The organism is Exiguobacterium sp. s168, from assembly GCF_018619035.1.
GTDB classification, from domain to species: Bacteria; Bacillota; Bacilli; order Exiguobacteriales; family Exiguobacteriaceae; genus Exiguobacterium_A; species Exiguobacterium_A acetylicum.
This window is the reverse complement of the sequence record NZ_JACSNE010000029.1, coordinates 1-16951: the sequence shown is the minus strand read 5'-3', so window position 1 is coordinate 16951 and position 16951 is coordinate 1. Positions and strand designations below refer to the sequence as shown.

Here is a 16951-nt window from a genome sequence, read left to right as displayed (position 1 = left end):
TTTTTTGAAAATCAGGGGAAAACTTGTCCTTCCCCGATGGAAAACGATTCTGTTATGATAAAGAGAACGATTTAAAAACATGGGGTGCAAATAGAGATGAACTATAAAACAGCAGTAGCGTTGACGTTATCGAGCACGTTATTTTTAGGTGCTTGTTCGTTCGACCTTTCGCCAAGTAGCGATACAAAAGAAGTCATTACTGAAAGTGAACAAGGTAAGGAAGTCCAGGCCGTCGTCAGTCCAGCCATTGATACGACAGATTCGTACTACCGGACGGTCTTGCCATTTCGTCCAAGCGTCGCACGTGGAATGACACAAAAACGTGTCAGTTCACGTCTTGAGCTCGATGAAATCGAGACGGGTTTAATGCGTCACTCGACACAGTTTTTTGATCCGGAAAAATACTATTACCAAGAAGGTCAGTTACTCGAAGCCGACCAAATCGCAAAATGGTTGTTGCGAAAAGGAAAAGCAGGCGATGGCGTCAGCGATCCTGAAGGTCTGAACCCAGCCTATACGTCTGGTAAGTCGTATAAAGAAAAAAACCAAAAGTCACCTATGATTCTATCGCATATCTTAGAGCAAGACTACATGCTTGAAGAAGATAAGAAGCTTGAACTCGGTGGTACGTCGATTGCGCTTGTCTTAAATAGTGAGTATGTATTCCAAGATGAAAACTATGGACCTACTTATACCGTTAAACTTGATGAAAAGAAAGTCGTTGCTGAAGGCAAGCGGATGGCGAACGATTTAGTCAAGAAGATGCGTAAGACGCAAGGGATGAAGACGACACCGATTCACGTCGCCCTCTATCTCCAGGAAAAAGAAGGGTCACCGGTTTCTGGTCACTATCTCTCGTCTGCCTTCATCGGTCGCGGGAATCAAATCAGTGCGAACGACTGGAAAAACTACAATGAGCGCTATTACTACTATCCGTCAGCACGCGCGACGAATGACGTGCGTGATGATGCGGCGAAGTTCGATTTATTCAAAGACCGTTTAGAAGACTACTTCCCGAACTACACCGGTATGATGGGGGAAGGCTTCTATCAAGAAGATGAACTTAAAAAGCTTGAGATGAAAATTCCTGTTCAATTTTACGGAAAAGCAGAACTCGTCGCATTCGTTCAGTACGTGACGTACCTGCTTGAGAATCGTTGGGAGTATAATCGAAACATTCCAACGACGATCACTGTGACGAACTTGAATGGGGATACAGAAGCGATGCTGTTCCTCGATCCAGATACAAAGAAACCGATCGTCAAGATTCGCTGATTTCTCCATTCACTTTATGAAGCGACATTCCTCCAATGGACGGAATGTCGCTTTTTTTGTACAACGGACGCTGGAAGAGAGAAGCATATGAATAAGAAAGGAAGGGTATGGAAGAAGAATGGTATTTTGTTTCACTTTCCCATTTTTTAGATTTACGAAAGCCAGTAGGAGAGAGCATAATGAAAGAAGAACAGTTCTACACACAGGAACGACGCGGTAAGTGATGAATCGTCAGTTCTTTTAAGAAGAAGAGGATAAAGGAGAGATGTAGATGAAAGGCGGTATCTATTCACAAATCGGTGCAGTTCGAGAGGAACTACCATCGTCCTCACGAAAAGTCGCAGACTATGTCTTGACGCATATGAACCAAATTGCGCGCATGACGATCCACCAACTTGCAGAGGAATCAGATACAAGTGCCGCTGCAGTCGTCCGCTTTTGCCGCGCGCTTGGATTAAAGGGATACCCGGAGTTGCGGATGCGCATTTCTGCCGATACAGCACGGACGGATTTAAAAGGGTATCACGATATCGAAAAGGATGAACGTCCTGTCGACTTGATTGAAAAAACGCTTAGTAACAGCATTCAAGCGTTACAGGATACTGCGAAGCAGTTGAATGATGAACGGATTGCGGATGCGATTGATGTGATTGATCAGGCACGCGCGATTTATTTTTACGGGATTGGGGCATCGCATGTCGTAGCTGAAGACGCTGCTCAAAAATGGACGCGTGTCGGGAAACTAGCGATTCAAGAAACGGACCAGCATCTACTTGCGACGATCTTAGCGAATGCACGTAAAGAAGATGTCTTCTTTGCGATTTCCTACAGCGGAGAAACGGAAGAGGTCGTCGAGTTGATCCGTTTGGCGAAAATCCAAGGACTAAAGGTCATCAGTCTGACACGTTTCGGGGACAATCGAATCAGTCAACTCGCAGATATCGCGCTTTGGACATCACGCGCACCAGAAGCGCCGCTTCGTAGTGCAGCGCTCAGTTCGCGTCTCGCCCAACTATTTGCGATCGATGTCTTGTTCTTATCGTATGCTGCTGGACATTATGAAGACACACTCGAACGTCTCCAATACACGCGAGAAAGCGTTAAGACACTGCATCAAAAGAAATAAGGGGGATACATATATGTCAGAACGAACTGCCGGACTAGACGCGTTGTATCCAGAAATGGTCGAGCGCCGTCGCTATTTACATCAGCACCCAGAGTTGTCGTTTCACGAAGTCGAGACCCCGCGTTATATCGCGCAACAGTTAAAAACGCTCGGAATCGAAGTCAAGACGGAGGTCGGTGGACGTGGTGTCGTCGGGTATATTCGTGGAGGAAAGCCGGGGAAGACCGTCGCGTTGCGTGCCGACTTCGATGCCTTGCCGATTGCTGACGCTAAAGAGGTCGCGTATCGGTCGACGGTTCCAGGTGTGATGCATGCATGCGGTCACGATGGTCATACGGCGACGTTGCTGGCCGTCGCAGAAACGCTCATGCAGCAACGGGAATCGTTACCGGGGAACGTCGTCTTGATTCATCAACATGCGGAAGAAGTCGTTCCGGGCGGTGCACGCGATATGATTGCGGACGGTTGTCTCGAAGGGGTCGATGTCATCTTCGGAACGCATCTTTGGTCAACGATCGATTTAGGACATGTCGGTGTTCGGACCGGTCCGATCATGGCAGCGGCTGATAAGTTCGAGCTGACCTTATATGGAAAAGGCGGACACGGTGCGAAACCACATGAGACGATTGATGCTGTCTTACTCGGGGCAACGATCGTTAAGGAATTGCAATCGATCGTCAGTCGTCAACTCAATCCACTGGAGCCGGCAGTAGTGACTGTCGGAACATTACATGCGGGGAATACGTTTAATGTCATCGCGGATCAAGCGACGTTGACAGGAACGGTCCGGACTTTTGATGAAGCGACAGCGGACGATATCATCGAGCGGATGGAGCGAACGATCAAAGGAATCTGTGAAGCAGTCGGAGCAACGTATCACTTTACATACGAAAAAGGCTATCCGGCTGTCATCAACCATGCTGCACCCACCGCATTGATTGAATCTGTCGCACGAGAAGTTCTAGGAGACGAGCATGTATTTGAGATTGAACCGACGATGGGTGGCGAGGATTTTGCTTATTATCTGCAACACGTACCTGGCGCGTTCTTCTTTACAGGAGCGGGAGATGCTTCGTATCCACCGCATCATCATCCGCAGTTTGATTTTAAGGAGCCGGCGATGCTCGATGCAGCACGTATTCTAGTTGAAGCAACGTGGCGGTATTTAGAACAAGCTATTGAAGCATAAAAAAATCGCTCGTCGTGACTCCGAAAAGGAATCAGGGCGAGCGATTGTTGTCTTCTTAACCTAAAATTTCTTGAACACGACCGACTTGTCCGTCTTCTAAACGCACTTTGATCCCGTGCGGATGTTGCGGCGATTTCGTGAGAAGGTCTTTAACGATTCCTTCTGTTCGTTTACCAGTTCGTTGATCTTGCTTCAGCACGATGCTGACTTTTAGACCAGGCGTAATATTTTTACGTGTTTTACCATCCATCTGTAAATCCTCCAATCGTTCATTTTCTGTTTGGCTATCAGTATAACATGGTTCAGTCAGTGAAACTTGTTTGTCGCAAGGACGTAAAGTGAAAAGAGAACAGAATGTCAGAAAAAAGTTTGACTATATTTGACCAATTAGAAGACGACTTTTATAATTAAGGTAATGAAGTATAGGAAAAGGAAGTGAATTCGAATGGCAAAAGACTACTATCAAACACTCGGTGTCACGAAGGATGCATCGAATCAAGATATTAAGCGCGCGTACCGCAAATTGGCGAAGCAGTATCACCCAGACGTCAATAAAGAGGCGAGTGCGGACCAGCGTTTCAAGGATATCCAAGAAGCGTTCGATGTGCTTGGGGATGAGGAAAAACGAGCGAAGTACGATCGATATGGCAGTAACTTCGATCAGATGGCAGGTGCTGGAGCTGGTGGCGCTGGAGATTACGAAGATCTGTTCCGACAGTTCGGAGGTGGTGGACGGACACGACCTGGACAATCGTTCGGATTTGAAGATATGTTCGGTTCGTTCTTTAGTCAAGAAGAGGCGTCGACCGATGAAGAGCTTGAATTGACGGTACCGCTCGGACACCTCAGTACGAACGAAAAAGTCACGGTGCGTCTCGCGACCGGATCAATTCAATTGACGCTACCGAAAGACGTCTATGACGGTAAAAAAGTCCGCTTACGTGGAAAAAGTTCGATGCGTAACCGACAAGGTGTCGCGGGAGATGTTTACGTGACGATTCATCTGAAGGATGATGATCAGTTCCGACGCGTCGACCAGGACGTCATCTCCACCGTCCGTGTTCATCCGACGACGCTTGTGCTCGGAGGCGAAGTCGTCGCGGATACGCTTGAAGGGAAACGAATCAAACTGAAAGTCAAACCGGGCACGAAACCAGGAGCACGACTTCGGATTCCGAATCGTGGTCTCAGTCAAGCGAATGGCCATCGGGGAGCGTTACTTGTCCAACTTGAAGTCAAGTTACCTGAGATGGACCGTGCCTTTTATGAAGAGTGGGAACGTCAACTTGCAGTGAAGGAGTGATCAAGGATGGATTTTGAACGTTTAACGGATCGGGCACACGAGGGAATCGTCTCTGCCCAAGCGATCGCGAAACAACGTCGTCATAGTGAAATCACAGAGTGGCATTTGTTACTTGCCTTACTTGCGCAAGAAGAGGGAATTGCACGGGTCATTTTTGAAAAGCTGAATCAACGGATTGAGACATTGAATGGAGCGATTGACGAGGCAATTAGTAAACTTCCGGCCTTGTCACAGGCGACGACGCCTCGGATCGGTGGCTCGTTGCTGAACGTATTAACGGAAGCAGAGACGGAAGCGCGTCTCATGCAGGATGACTACGTCTCCGTCGAACACTTATTGTTGGCATTGATCAAACAATCAAGTCCAGCAGCTCAATATTTACGTCGTCAAGGCATTACGGAAGAGACACTCCGGGAAGCAATCGTCAGTATGCGAGGCAATCGGAAGGTCACGACGAAAAATCCTGAAGAGACGTTCGATGTACTAAAAAAATATGGACGTGATCTTGTAGCGGATTTCCGGTCTGGGAAAACGGACCCGGTCATCGGTCGTGATGATGAGATTCGACGTGTCATCCGGATTTTGAGTCGGAAGACAAAAAATAATCCCGTCTTGATCGGAGAACCCGGCGTCGGGAAAACGGCAATCGTTGAAGGACTCGCGCAACGGATCGTCCGTGGGGATGTACCAGAGAGTCTGAAGAACAAGCAGTTGTTCAGTTTAGATATGAGTGCGCTCGTCGCTGGTGCGAAATATCGGGGTGAGTTCGAAGAGCGCCTGCAGGCGGTCTTGAATGAAGTCAAGGAAGCCGAAGGTCAGATTCTCTTATTCATCGATGAGTTGCATACGATCGTTGGTGCCGGGAAGGCAGACGGCGCAATGGATGCCGGAAACATGCTCAAGCCGATGCTTGCGCGAGGAGAACTGCACTGTATCGGGGCGACGACGCTTGACGAGTACCGGAAGTATATCGAGAAGGACCCAGCGCTCGAACGTCGCTTCCAACAAGTCCTTGTCGCGGAACCGGATGTCGAGGATACGATTTCCATTCTGCGTGGATTAAAAGAACGATTCGAGATTCACCACGGTGTACGGATTCATGATAATGCGCTCGTTGCGGCGGCGATGTTATCCGATCGGTATATTACGGATCGGTTCATGCCGGATAAGGCGATCGATCTCGTTGATGAAGCATGTGCAATGATTCGGACCGATATGGAGTCGATGCCAGCTGAACTCGATTCACTCGTTCGTCGGGTCATGCAGCTCGAAATCGAGGAAGCGGCATTAAAGAAAGAAACGGATGAAGCATCTCGGAAACGACTTGCCGTTTTACAGCAAGAGCTCAGCTCTGTTCGAGAAGACGAGAGTGCGTTGCGGACGCGATGGGAACGGGAAAAAGAGAGTTCGCAAAGTGTCCAGCAGTTACGTGCGGATCTTGAGAAGGCAAAACTGGCGTTACAAGAAGCGGAAGGGCGCTATGATTTGAACCGAGCATCGGAAATCAAGTACGGTCAAATTCCGGATCTTGAGGCACGTCTGAAAGTTGCGGAAGAGTCATCTGAACACGTCTCACACGAACTCGTTCGAGAAGCGGTGACGGAAGAAGAGATATCCGATATCGTTTCGAAATGGACCGGCATTCCGGTGACACGGCTTGCGCAGGGTGAACGCGAAAAATTACTCTATCTCGAGGATACACTCCATGAGCGCGTCTTCGGTCAAGACGAAGCAGTCCGTCTCGTCGCGGACGCTGTCATTCGAGCGCGCGCAGGCATCAAGGATCCGAACCGTCCGATTGGCTCGTTCTTATTCCTCGGTCCGACAGGAGTCGGGAAGACAGAACTTGCAAAAGCTTTAGCGGCAGCGATGTTCGATAGTGAAGATCATATCGTCCGCATCGATATGTCGGAGTATATGGAAAAACACAATGTCTCCCGTCTCGTCGGTGCGCCTCCGGGATATGTCGGTTATGAAGAAGGCGGTCAATTGACGGAAGCCGTCCGACGGAGCCCGTATTCGGTGCTGTTGTTCGATGAGATCGAAAAAGCGCACGGGGACGTCTTTAATATTTTGCTTCAGTTGCTCGACGATGGTCGATTAACAGACGCACAAGGACGTGTCGTCGACTTCAAGAACACGATCGTCATCATGACGTCAAACATCGGGGCACCGATCCTGCTTGAAGCCGCTAAAGATGGTGTCATCGATGCAGCGGAAGAGGAAGCCGTTCGCCAAGAACTGAAACGTCACTTCCGACCGGAGTTCTTGAATCGGATTGATGATACGATTTTATTCCATCCACTCCACCGGACGGAAATCGAACGAATCATTGACAAAGCGGTCGAGAAAATGAGCTCACGTTTATCTGGACGTGGCATTACGATTGATGTCACGGATGCTGCGAAGACGTTGATTTTCGAAGAAGCATTTGAACCACAATACGGCGCCCGTCCAATCAATCGTTATATGCAACGAACGATTGAGACGAAACTTGCCCGTGCCTTAATCAGTGGGGCGATTCAAGATGGTGCTCGGATTTCGATTGACGTAGAAGACGGTGAACTCGTCGTCCACGGATGAAGCAGATGCTAGAAAAAGGAGTCGACTCGGCTGAAACGAGTCGACTCCTTTTAGCGTTTACGGAAGAACCATATCCGTATCCGTCAGATGCGTGATAAGCTAGAAGAAAAAGAGAAAGAGGGAACGCCATGAATGTTACACAAGCCCAACTCGAGGAGTTGATTGAAGAATGCCGTCCGTATACGGTGCTTGGACAAGTCGCCAGTTACATCCCAGAACTTGCGAAGGTTGATCCGACACAACTCGGAATCGCCGTCTGTAATGCCGACGGGACGTTCGTTTCGGCAGGTGATGCGGATACGATGTTTACACTACAGAGTGTATCGAAGATCATCACGCTCGCATTCGTCCTCGAGACATTCGGAGAAGACTATGTCTTTTCAAAAGTCGGGATGGAACCGACGGGCGATGCGTTCAATTCGATCGCAAAACTTGAAGAGACGATTCCAACAAAACCGCTTAATCCAATGATCAATGCAGGAGCACTAGCCGTGACGAGCATGTTACCGGGAACAGATGCTGCCGATAAATTACTTCAATTGCGTCAATTCATCGCAAAACTATTGGATATTGAAGTAGAAATGGTAAAATATGACGCAGATGTTGCTGAATCAGAATTCGAAACGACGGATTTAAACCGTGCATTGTTGTACTTCATGCGCTATCACGGTGTCATCGAAGGAAATGTCGAAGAGATCATCGACGTCTACACGAAGCAGTGTGCGATTTTGACGAACTGTAAAGGACTTGCCATGATGGGAAAAATTTTGAGTACATCTGGAAAAACACCATCAGGACGCCAAGTCATTTCACGTCGGAACGCACGAATCATTCGAGCGATCATGACGACGTGTGGCATGTACGATGCATCTGGAGAATTTTCGGTCCAAGTCGGGCTACCAGGAAAAAGTGGTGTTTCCGGTGCAGTCGTTGCTTGTGGTCGAAGTGATTTCGATATGGCTGATCTCGGAATCGGTGTCTTTGGACCATCGCTTGACGCAAAAGGGAATTCGATTGCCGGAACAAAGATGCTGGAATTACTCGTTCAACGTCATCCATGAGCGATTTCAATCTGATCAAGCGCAGAACGTAGTTCGTCCTCTAAACGCTTGATCTGACGTAAACGCTCTTCTTGATAAGCAGATGGAACCTCGAAAGAGCGCCATCTTTCTAATCGTTGATACGTATCATTGATGTGTCCGAGTCGTGTCTGGGTTGTCTTTAGGCGATCAACAGCAGACTTCGGTTGATGCGTGTAGGGACGAAGGTACTCGACCGTATAACGGTATGCTTTTGTAGCAAGCCGTAATTCATGCATCCGTTCGACACGCTTCGTTCCATCCTTTCGTTGCACTTTTTCAAATTGTTCACGTTTTTTTTCATAGCGTTTCTCGGCGGCGTGAATCAGCTCTTTTTCTGACATCCGCTTGAGGCGCTTTGTCATCGGACCGGCTAAAAAGCGACGAACGGATCGATCCAGTTCATTTGAGATCAAGAGGTGCATCGTCTCGATTAAAGTCGAACGTTTCCCTTGAAGTTGCAGAGCGACATGGTTCGCGAACAACTGATCGATTTCTGTTTTGTTTGAGGTTGCTTCCAGTTGTACGTCGAGGTCACGGACTTCGCCGAAAGCATGCATCAGTCGCTTCCAAATCAAATAAACGGGTTCCTCCGTTAAATCGACCAATCGGGCGAAGGTGATCAGTTTCCGTAACCGAATCCGCGCTTGATGGACATCTTCCGGATTTTCAAACGTTTGAGCCTCTTTGGCATAATGATTGAAGGTAGACCATGTCTCAAGCAGTTCGAAAGTCAGCTTTTCAGTATCTCGATGGTTCATGAGATGAATCCCTCCTCGGATTATTTTCGTAAGAGTTCAAGAGTGCTAGGTTTTAAAATTAAGGAGGACTCCTCCTGAAATGTGGTGGAAACATGTTAGAAACAGTTACGTTCTCAGGAAAGATGAAGCAATTCATGAAAATTTTCTTTCCCATCCTCGTAACGCAAGTCGCGTTTTACTTAATTAGTTTTTTCGATACGGTCATGGCCGGTCGATACGGCTCTGCTGATTTAGCAGGAGTCGGTGTCGGAGCAAGTCTCTGGGCACCCGTTTACACAGGACTGACCGGTATTCTACTTGCCGTCGCACCGCTCGTTTCCCAAGCGATGGGAGCGAAACGCGAGCGGGAAGTCAAACGAATCGTCATGCAGGCGTTGTACGTCGCTGTCGTGATCATCGGTTTGACAGTAGTCATCGGACTTATCGCTGTCAATCCGATTCTCGAACGGATGGAGTTATCGGCTGAAGCGCGTGAAGTTGCGCGAAATTATCTCGTGATGTTAGCACTTGGGATCGTACCAATGTTCGTTTTCTTCGTCTTACGAACACTCGTCGATTCATTAGGCAAATCAAACATCACGATGGTCTTACTATTAATCTCTTTACCCATTAACGTCCTTTTCAATTATCTCTTCATCTTCGGAAGCTTCGGTTTTCCGGAACTTGGTGGAGTAGGCGCAGGAGTTGCGACTGCCATCACCTACTGGATTCTTTGTCTAGCGATCATCGCTGTCGTCTTTAAAGGAGAATTATTTCAACGCCTCGGAATTCTGCGGCGCTTTTACCGTCCAGATATGAAGCGAATCAAGGAATTGATTCTACTCGGTGCCCCGATCGGTCTCGCGATTTTTTCTGAAGTCAGTATTTTCTCGGCGGTCACGTTGCTGCTCGGAGCATACGGCGATGTCATCATCGGTGCCTACCAAGCGGCTATCAACTTCGCTTCGTTCGTCTATATGATCCCATTATCTGCTGCGTCCGCTTTGACGATCACAGTCGGTTTTGAGGTCGGTGCCAAACGAATCAAGGACGCTGTCCAGTACGTCGTCATTGGATTGACGATGTGTGTTGCCGTCTCTTTGTTCTCCGGAATCTTGTTGTACTTAAAGAATGAAGAACTTGCCGCTTTGTATAGTCGTGATCCTCAAGTCATCGAAGCTGCCGCACACTTTATGATTTTAGCGATTTTCTTTCAACTGTCGGATGCTGTTGCTGCACCGACGCAAGGTGCATTACGTGGATTCAAGGATGTCAATGTCACCTTCTTGTTGACGATTGCTGCCTACTGGGTCATTGGACTACCATTAGGTTTTTATCTCGAACGCTATACGACGCTCGGACCAGATGGGTACTGGTGGGGATTAATCATCGGTCTTGCGGTCGGAGCAACGCTACTGCTTGTTCGTCTTATGCATTTAATCCGTAAATCAAGGAGGCTGGCAGCTTGAAATTCTCAAAACAACGCATCATGACGATTGCGAAGATCATCTTGCCGATCGTCTTGATTGGATTCATTTTTTATCAAGGACAAAACGAATTGCGTAGTTTGTCGCTACAAGAGTCGATTCAAGCGATTCGTCAAGTCCCATCTTGGCAATTCATCCTGTTGATTCTCGCAGGTCTTGCGGCGGTCTCGACGATGTTCTTTTATGACTTCTTCTTATTACGTTCATTGGAGGCGAAAGCACCGATCGGACTGATTTTCCGAGCATCCTGGATTGCGAACTCCTTTAACGGCATCATCGGATTCGGTGGTCTCGCTGGGATGGCGATCCGATCCGCTCTTTATCGACCATTCGTTGAAGGCGGTCGTTTGTTGAAGGCGATTGGCTGGATGGCACCGACGTTGATCAGTGGATTGTCCATCTTATCTGCCTTATCGCTTCTACACGTTTTTCCGGCGTTTGAAGTGCTCGATTTAAAAAAATGGCTGTGGCCCGTCATCATTGGTGTCGCATTCTTCTTCCCACTCTATCTGCTGTTCTCGTTTCGACGAGGCAATAGCAGCATCCATCCGAAATCGATTGCGTTATATTCACTCGTCTCACTCGCAGAATGGTTCAGTGCTGGCGTTGTCGTCTATCTGATTTTGGCGGCGCTCGGAACGGATGTCAGTTTCTCAAAAGTCATCGGTGTCTTCATCATCGCTGCGACAGCCGGTTTGATCTCGATGGTACCGGGTGGATTTGGTTCGTTTGACTTAGTGTTTTTGATCGGCATGCAGCGTGCCGGTGTCGAGGAAGGCATCGTTTTGACAGGATTATTGATCTACCGTCTTGTCTACTACTTGATTCCGTTCCTGATCGGTGTCATTTTCTCAGCTCGGGAGTTCAGCGGTCCGGTCGTCAAGATGATCGAAGACAAACCGATCGTTGGTCCATCGATGGAGGTCGGGGGCGTCATTTGGCGCTTACAACTGCGATTCCTCAGTAAAATTCGTCATTTCACGCTCGCGTTGATCACACTCGTTGCCGGGATCACGATTTGGGGACTGGCGATTTTACCACCTGTCTCGACGCAGTATGAATATTTGGAATCTAAATTACCACACGAAGCGCTGTTACTCGCGAATAGTTTCTTCTTGATGGGCGGCTTATTGTTCGTCCTCTTATCGACAGCACTGTATCGTCGTACAAAACGGTCGTTATATATGATGTACGGGGCATCTTTTTTCGCTTTGATTGGAATGGCACTTCGTGGTTTTAACTTGATTTCCTTCCTTGCCGTCATCATCGTCCTCGTCTTGCTACTGATGTCGCGAAAAGCATTTCACCGAGAACGAACACTCATTACGACGACACGGTTCATCCGGGTTGCCTTCGCTGGTCTATTGTACATTGGAGGATTCGTCTTTTTTGGATACGCCTTCTATACACTAGGATCAGCAGATGGAACAAAAGTGTATCCGGCACACGAAATTTTCATGTTTGCAGCGAGTGCCTCTATCTTTGCGCTCGTATATGTTCTCGTCTTCATCCGCTTATTCAACACATTCAATCAACCGGTACTCGGTGAGCGATTCGATGCTGAAAAGATCGAGTCGGTGTTGCGTGAGCAGGGTGGGAATTATTTGAGCCATCTCGCGTTTCTAGGTGATAAACGTTTCTTCTTCTCTGAAACGGGACGTTCATTCATCCAGTTTAGTCAGACCGGTAATCGGATCATGGTCCTTGGCGACCCGAGTGGAGATCCAAAGGAACATTCACAAGTCATCGCGTCTTTCTTACGTCGCGTCGAAGATCTTGGATATATTCCGAACATCTATCAAATTCAAGCACAAAACATGTCTCTCTATCATGATTTTGGCTTCAACTTCTTTAAACTCGGAGAAGAAGCGATCGTTGATATTCCATCTTTCACCGTATCAGGAAAAAAGCGAGCTGGACTGCGGTCGATTAAAAATCGCTTTGAACGAGAGGGCATGACGTTCGAAGTAGTCGAGCCACCTATTTCAGGAACACTTTTAGCAGAACTACAAGAGGTCTCCGACGAATGGTTAGGGGGTAAGTCCGAGAAAGGTTTCTCGCTCGGTTACTTCCACGAACCTTATTTAAACCGGGCACCGATCGGCATCATGCGTGAAGCGGAAGGACGATTGATCGGGTTCATGACATTCATGCCTGCTTACCAAGAAGGGGTCCTATCGATTGACTTGATGCGTTTTCGACCAGATGGACCGAATGGAATCATGGATGCGATGTTCATCCGACTATTCGAGTATGCGAAAGATGAAGGCTACCACACGTTCAACATGGGAATGGCTCCGCTTTCGTCCGTCGGAGAAGACGAGACGTCCTTCTGGCAAGAACGTGTGGCAGCGGATGTCTTCAATAATATTCGCTACATGTATAGTTTCACCGGTCTACGACGATATAAAGAAAAGTATGATCCAAAATGGGAAGGACGATACCTGGCTTACCGGAAGCGTCAATCGTTACCAATGGCGATTCTAAAAGCCACGCGTCTGATTTCCCGAAAAAAAGACCGAATTTTATTACCATGATCGACTGACGCATGAAGTCGGCAATCGACGGGTATACAAAGGGCGACCACTTGTCTAAAGACAAGTGAGATCGTCCTTTTATATTTTATGATGAAATGTACAAAGGTCTATACAACTAGAATTAATCGCGTTATACTAAATACGGAAGCAAGTCATGGAACGGATAGAGAAAGGAAGATGCTAGATGACAGTGATCACCAATGCCCGGATTTACACGGGAGAGCAGACGATTGAAGACGGCTTCATTCGTTTTGACCGAACAATCGAGGCGATTGGACCCATGTCGGAATTCGAGGAAATCGCAGGAGAAGAGACGATCGATGCGCAGCATCAATCACTCATTCCAGGAATGATCGATGTGCATATTCATGGAGGGTATGATGTCGATGTCATGGATGGAGATGCCGATAGCCTGCGTCATTTCAGCCGACAGATGTTACAAGAAGGTGTGACATCATTTTTAGCGACGACCATTACTCAGGACTGGGGAAATATCACACGCGCGCTTGAGACGGTTCGAGAAGTCATAGCACAAGACGATACGACGATCATCGGTGTTCATCTTGAAGGACCATTCATCAATCCAGATTATGCGGGTGCACAGCCTCACGAACATATCGTCGAACCGGATGTCGAGCAGTTCTTGAAATGGCAAAAAGCAGCAGGGAACACGATCAAGCTCGTCACATACGCTCCGGAACGCCCGGGAGCACGGGTGTTCGAAGAAGCGGTGCGCTTGACGGGTGCGATTCCGTCAGCCGGACATACAGACGCGACATATACCCAAAACCAAGCCGGTCACGTCACGCATGGTACCCACCTTTACAATCAAATGCGAGCACTTCATCACCGGGAACCTGGCACAGTCGGGTATTGCCTCCTGACACCAGACGTCTATGCGGAGATCATTCCGGATGGGATTCACAGTGCGCCGGAGATGGTGGATTTTGCCTATCGAATGAAAGGCGCAGATCGACTGATCGTCATCACGGATGCGATGCGAGCAAAAGGATTAGCAGACGGTGAATATGAGTTAGGTGGTCAGGCTGTATTCGTTCGAGACGGTGCGGCACGTCTTGAAAACGGTAGCTTAGCTGGAAGTGTCCTGACAATGGACGCTGCTTTACGAAACATCATTGCCTATACAGGTTGTTCGCTCGAAGAAGCGGTCCGCATGACATCGGTCAATGCGGCCAAAGAGCTTCAATTGGCTCAAAAGGGAAGCCTCGCGGTTGGTAAAGATGCAGATATCGTCTTGCTCGACGAGGGATTACGTATTCAAGAAACGATTCATCGTGGTACGCGACACCGGATCACGAACGGAAAGGAGTCTACCTCATGAAATGGATGATCGTAGAAAAGGGAGAAGAATTAGCACAGGTGGCCTATCAATTTTTGAAACAGGAAATTAAGCGTCACCCGGAAGGTTTGACGGTAGGACTGGCAACGGGAAGTTCACCGGTCGGCGTTTATGAAGAATGGCGGAAGGATTCGCTCGATTGTCGACATGTGACAACGGTTAACCTCGACGAATATGTCGGTCTCAGCCCAGAGCATCCACAAAGTTATCATACGTTCATGCAAGAGCATCTATTCAAAGATGTCGCATTTAAGGAATCATTCGTTCCAATCGGGAACACAGAAGATCCCGTGCGCGAAAGTGAACGATATGAAGCGCTCGTCCGCAATCGAGGCATCGACATTCAATTACTCGGAATTGGAGCAAATGGACACATCGCCTTCAATGAACCGGGTACACCATTCGACGCTAAGACACACGTAACGGAATTGACAGAGTCGACACGAGAAGCGAACCAACGTTTCTTTGATCGATTAGAGGAAGTACCGACGAAGGCAATCACGATGGGGATCGGTACGATCATGGAAGCGAAGAAGATCCTTCTCGTTGCTTCTAGTGCACGAAAGGCAAAAGCGGTTCGCGATATGATGGAAGGTGTCGCAACAACGGATTGTCCAGCAACTGTACTCAAGCGTCATGCTGATGTCATGGTGATCTTGGACGAAGAAGCCGCATCTTTATTGTCAGATGACGCTAAACGTACAGGACGAGCGGCATATCTGAATTTCATGAAAGTATGACGATGAAAGAACGATGAATCAAAAGGGATAGAGACAATCACTGGATTGACTCTATTCCTTTTTTGATTCTGTTGAGCCTAGTCTTAAGCGATTTGTTATTTTGATAGACAGGCATCAGCGGGACATATACCAAGATCATTCAATCTCATGATACAGCGTGCTAAGGGTCCATAATTTTTTCAGTGCAACGATTCTATACGATTTCTTTAATCGAAACGTAAATTGACATTTCATTAAATGTCCGGATAATGGAGATTAGCGAACTTTACGGAAAATTTACATGAAAATGAGGGTTTACATGATGGAAACGCGATCCGCACGAAAGAGACAGCCAAGTGCTGGCAAGATGTTCATGAAAGTCATCGCTGCACTCGTCCTGCTTGTCACAATCATCGGTTCTGGATATGCTGGAGCTGTTTTTATTAAAACGCAAGAAACATTGGCAAAGACGCAGATTAACATTCCCGGCTCGAAGGTGAGCTCTAAATATGATGATGTCCCGTCTGAATCGTTCTTGATTCTTGGAACGGATGAAACGAAAAAAAGTAAAGAACGAAATGAACCGGCACGATCAGATGTCATGATCGTCGGAATCTTAAATAAAAAAACGGAACAATTAGTGTTGACGAGTATTCCGCGTGATTCACTCGTGAACATCGATTATTCGAAATACGATGTACCTTATGGTAAGACAGGTGTTGAGCAAGATAAAATCACCCATGCCCATTACTTCGGTTCGATGGATAAATCGAATTCCTATAATGGGATTAAATTAGCGCGTGAAACAACAGAAAACTTGCTCGGTATTCAAATTGATCACGTCGTCAAAGTCAATTTCCAAGGATTCGTTCAATTGATCGATGCATTGGATGGCGTTGACATCGATGTACGATATGCGTTCAAAGAGCAAGATTCAAAACGTAAAGCCGGTACTGTCACTGTTGATAAAGGTATGCAACATTTAACAGGCGAACAAGCACTTGCTTACGTCCGGAACCGTCATGACGATCCGCTCGGTGATATCGGACGCGGACAAAAACAGATGCAAGTCATTCAAGCGGTCGCCAAAGAAGCGGCAAGTTTCCGTTCGCTTAGTGCATACCGTGATATTTTGGATGCTGTCGGTGATAACGTCGAAACGAACTTAGGTCCGAACGATTACACACGCTTAGCAGATTTCACTGCAGCGTTACGTAACACGACGGAGTACCAACTCGCTGGAGAAGGTTATATTGGTATCAGCGGGAAATGGGAGTATCACCTCGATCCGAATCAATTGGAGCAAGTGAAAAGTAACTTAGCAAAAGCGATGCAAGGTCAAGAAGTCGAACCGATCAAGGAAGAGACAGACCCGGCACAAAGTACGACAGAAGAACCAGTAACAGAGACAGAAGCCGTCCCTGCACAGTAAAACACATTAAAAATCCCCTTGTATCATCGTCACTGAACTGAACCCTGAATGGTGGACACTTGATAAAAGACCCCATTCGGGGTTTTTTGTGTTTAAAGATATCGATATACTGTACCTATTC

At 47.5% G+C, this 16951-nt stretch carries 13 protein-coding genes; 11 read left to right on the top strand and 2 right to left on the bottom strand.

Translation table 11 applies throughout. The features are described from left to right. Positions 1-96: 96 nt before the first annotated feature. From KNQ15_RS14200 to KNQ15_RS14190, 3 genes are all read left to right on the top strand, one after another. The gene (locus KNQ15_RS14200) at positions 97-1275 is read left to right on the top strand and encodes a CamS family sex pheromone protein (protein WP_047394974.1); all 1179 of its coding nucleotides are present in this window, start codon (positions 97-99) and stop codon (positions 1273-1275) included. Positions 1276-1546: 271 nt separating this feature from the next. Then, positions 1547-2401 carry a MurR/RpiR family transcriptional regulator gene (locus tag KNQ15_RS14195; RefSeq protein WP_050678993.1) on the top strand — a complete coding sequence of 285 codons (855 nt, stop codon included), beginning with the start codon at positions 1547-1549 and terminating at the stop codon, positions 2399-2401. A 13-nt stretch (positions 2402-2414) separates the two neighbouring features. Continuing rightward, the gene (locus KNQ15_RS14190; RefSeq protein ID WP_214729827.1) at positions 2415-3590 is read left to right on the top strand and encodes a M20 metallopeptidase family protein; all 1176 of its coding nucleotides are present in this window, start codon (positions 2415-2417) and stop codon (positions 3588-3590) included. 55 nt (positions 3591-3645) lie between these two features. On the opposite strand, the gene KNQ15_RS14185 is transcribed toward KNQ15_RS14190, so the two are convergent. Next, the gene (locus KNQ15_RS14185; RefSeq protein WP_023467094.1) at positions 3646-3840 is read right to left on the bottom strand and encodes a YwbE family protein; all 195 of its coding nucleotides are present in this window, start codon (positions 3838-3840) and stop codon (positions 3646-3648) included. A 195-nt stretch (positions 3841-4035) separates the two neighbouring features. Here KNQ15_RS14185 and KNQ15_RS14180 point away from each other — a divergent pair, with 195 nt between their 5' ends. From KNQ15_RS14180 to glsA, 3 genes are all read left to right on the top strand, one after another. After that, complete coding sequence (locus tag KNQ15_RS14180) at positions 4036-4893, top strand: DnaJ C-terminal domain-containing protein (RefSeq protein WP_029340760.1); 858 nt, start codon at positions 4036-4038, stop codon at positions 4891-4893. Between the two features lie 6 nt (positions 4894-4899). Next, positions 4900-7476, top strand: coding sequence for an ATP-dependent chaperone ClpB (clpB, locus tag KNQ15_RS14175; protein ID WP_214729826.1), 2577 nt, complete (start codon positions 4900-4902; stop codon positions 7474-7476). A 128-nt stretch (positions 7477-7604) separates the two neighbouring features. Then, complete coding sequence (glsA, locus tag KNQ15_RS14170; RefSeq protein ID WP_023467099.1) at positions 7605-8537, top strand: glutaminase A; 933 nt, start codon at positions 7605-7607, stop codon at positions 8535-8537. Here the strand turns inward: glsA and KNQ15_RS14165 are convergent. After that, positions 8528-9316, bottom strand: coding sequence for a CHAD domain-containing protein (locus KNQ15_RS14165; protein WP_029340762.1), 789 nt, complete (start codon positions 9314-9316; stop codon positions 8528-8530). The two genes, glsA and KNQ15_RS14165, sit on opposite strands and share 10 nt — an antisense overlap. Before the next feature lie 92 nt (positions 9317-9408). Here KNQ15_RS14165 and KNQ15_RS14160 point away from each other — a divergent pair, with 92 nt between their 5' ends. From KNQ15_RS14160 to KNQ15_RS14140, 5 genes are all read left to right on the top strand, one after another. Beyond that, the gene (locus tag KNQ15_RS14160) at positions 9409-10764 is read left to right on the top strand and encodes an MATE family efflux transporter (protein ID WP_058265717.1); all 1356 of its coding nucleotides are present in this window, start codon (positions 9409-9411) and stop codon (positions 10762-10764) included. Then, complete coding sequence (mprF, locus tag KNQ15_RS14155) at positions 10761-13319, top strand: bifunctional lysylphosphatidylglycerol flippase/synthetase MprF (protein ID WP_214729825.1); 2559 nt, start codon at positions 10761-10763, stop codon at positions 13317-13319. Before KNQ15_RS14160 ends, mprF begins: the two co-directional genes overlap by 4 nt. Positions 13320-13503: 184 nt before the next feature. Next, complete coding sequence (gene nagA / locus KNQ15_RS14150) at positions 13504-14661, top strand: N-acetylglucosamine-6-phosphate deacetylase (RefSeq protein WP_214729824.1); 1158 nt, start codon at positions 13504-13506, stop codon at positions 14659-14661. Next, complete coding sequence (gene nagB / locus KNQ15_RS14145; RefSeq protein WP_214729823.1) at positions 14658-15419, top strand: glucosamine-6-phosphate deaminase; 762 nt, start codon at positions 14658-14660, stop codon at positions 15417-15419. Before nagA ends, nagB begins: the two co-directional genes overlap by 4 nt. Positions 15420-15717: 298 nt before the next feature. Next, complete coding sequence (locus tag KNQ15_RS14140; protein WP_231681811.1) at positions 15718-16830, top strand: LCP family protein; 1113 nt, start codon at positions 15718-15720, stop codon at positions 16828-16830. The last annotated feature ends 121 nt before the right edge of the window (positions 16831-16951 follow it).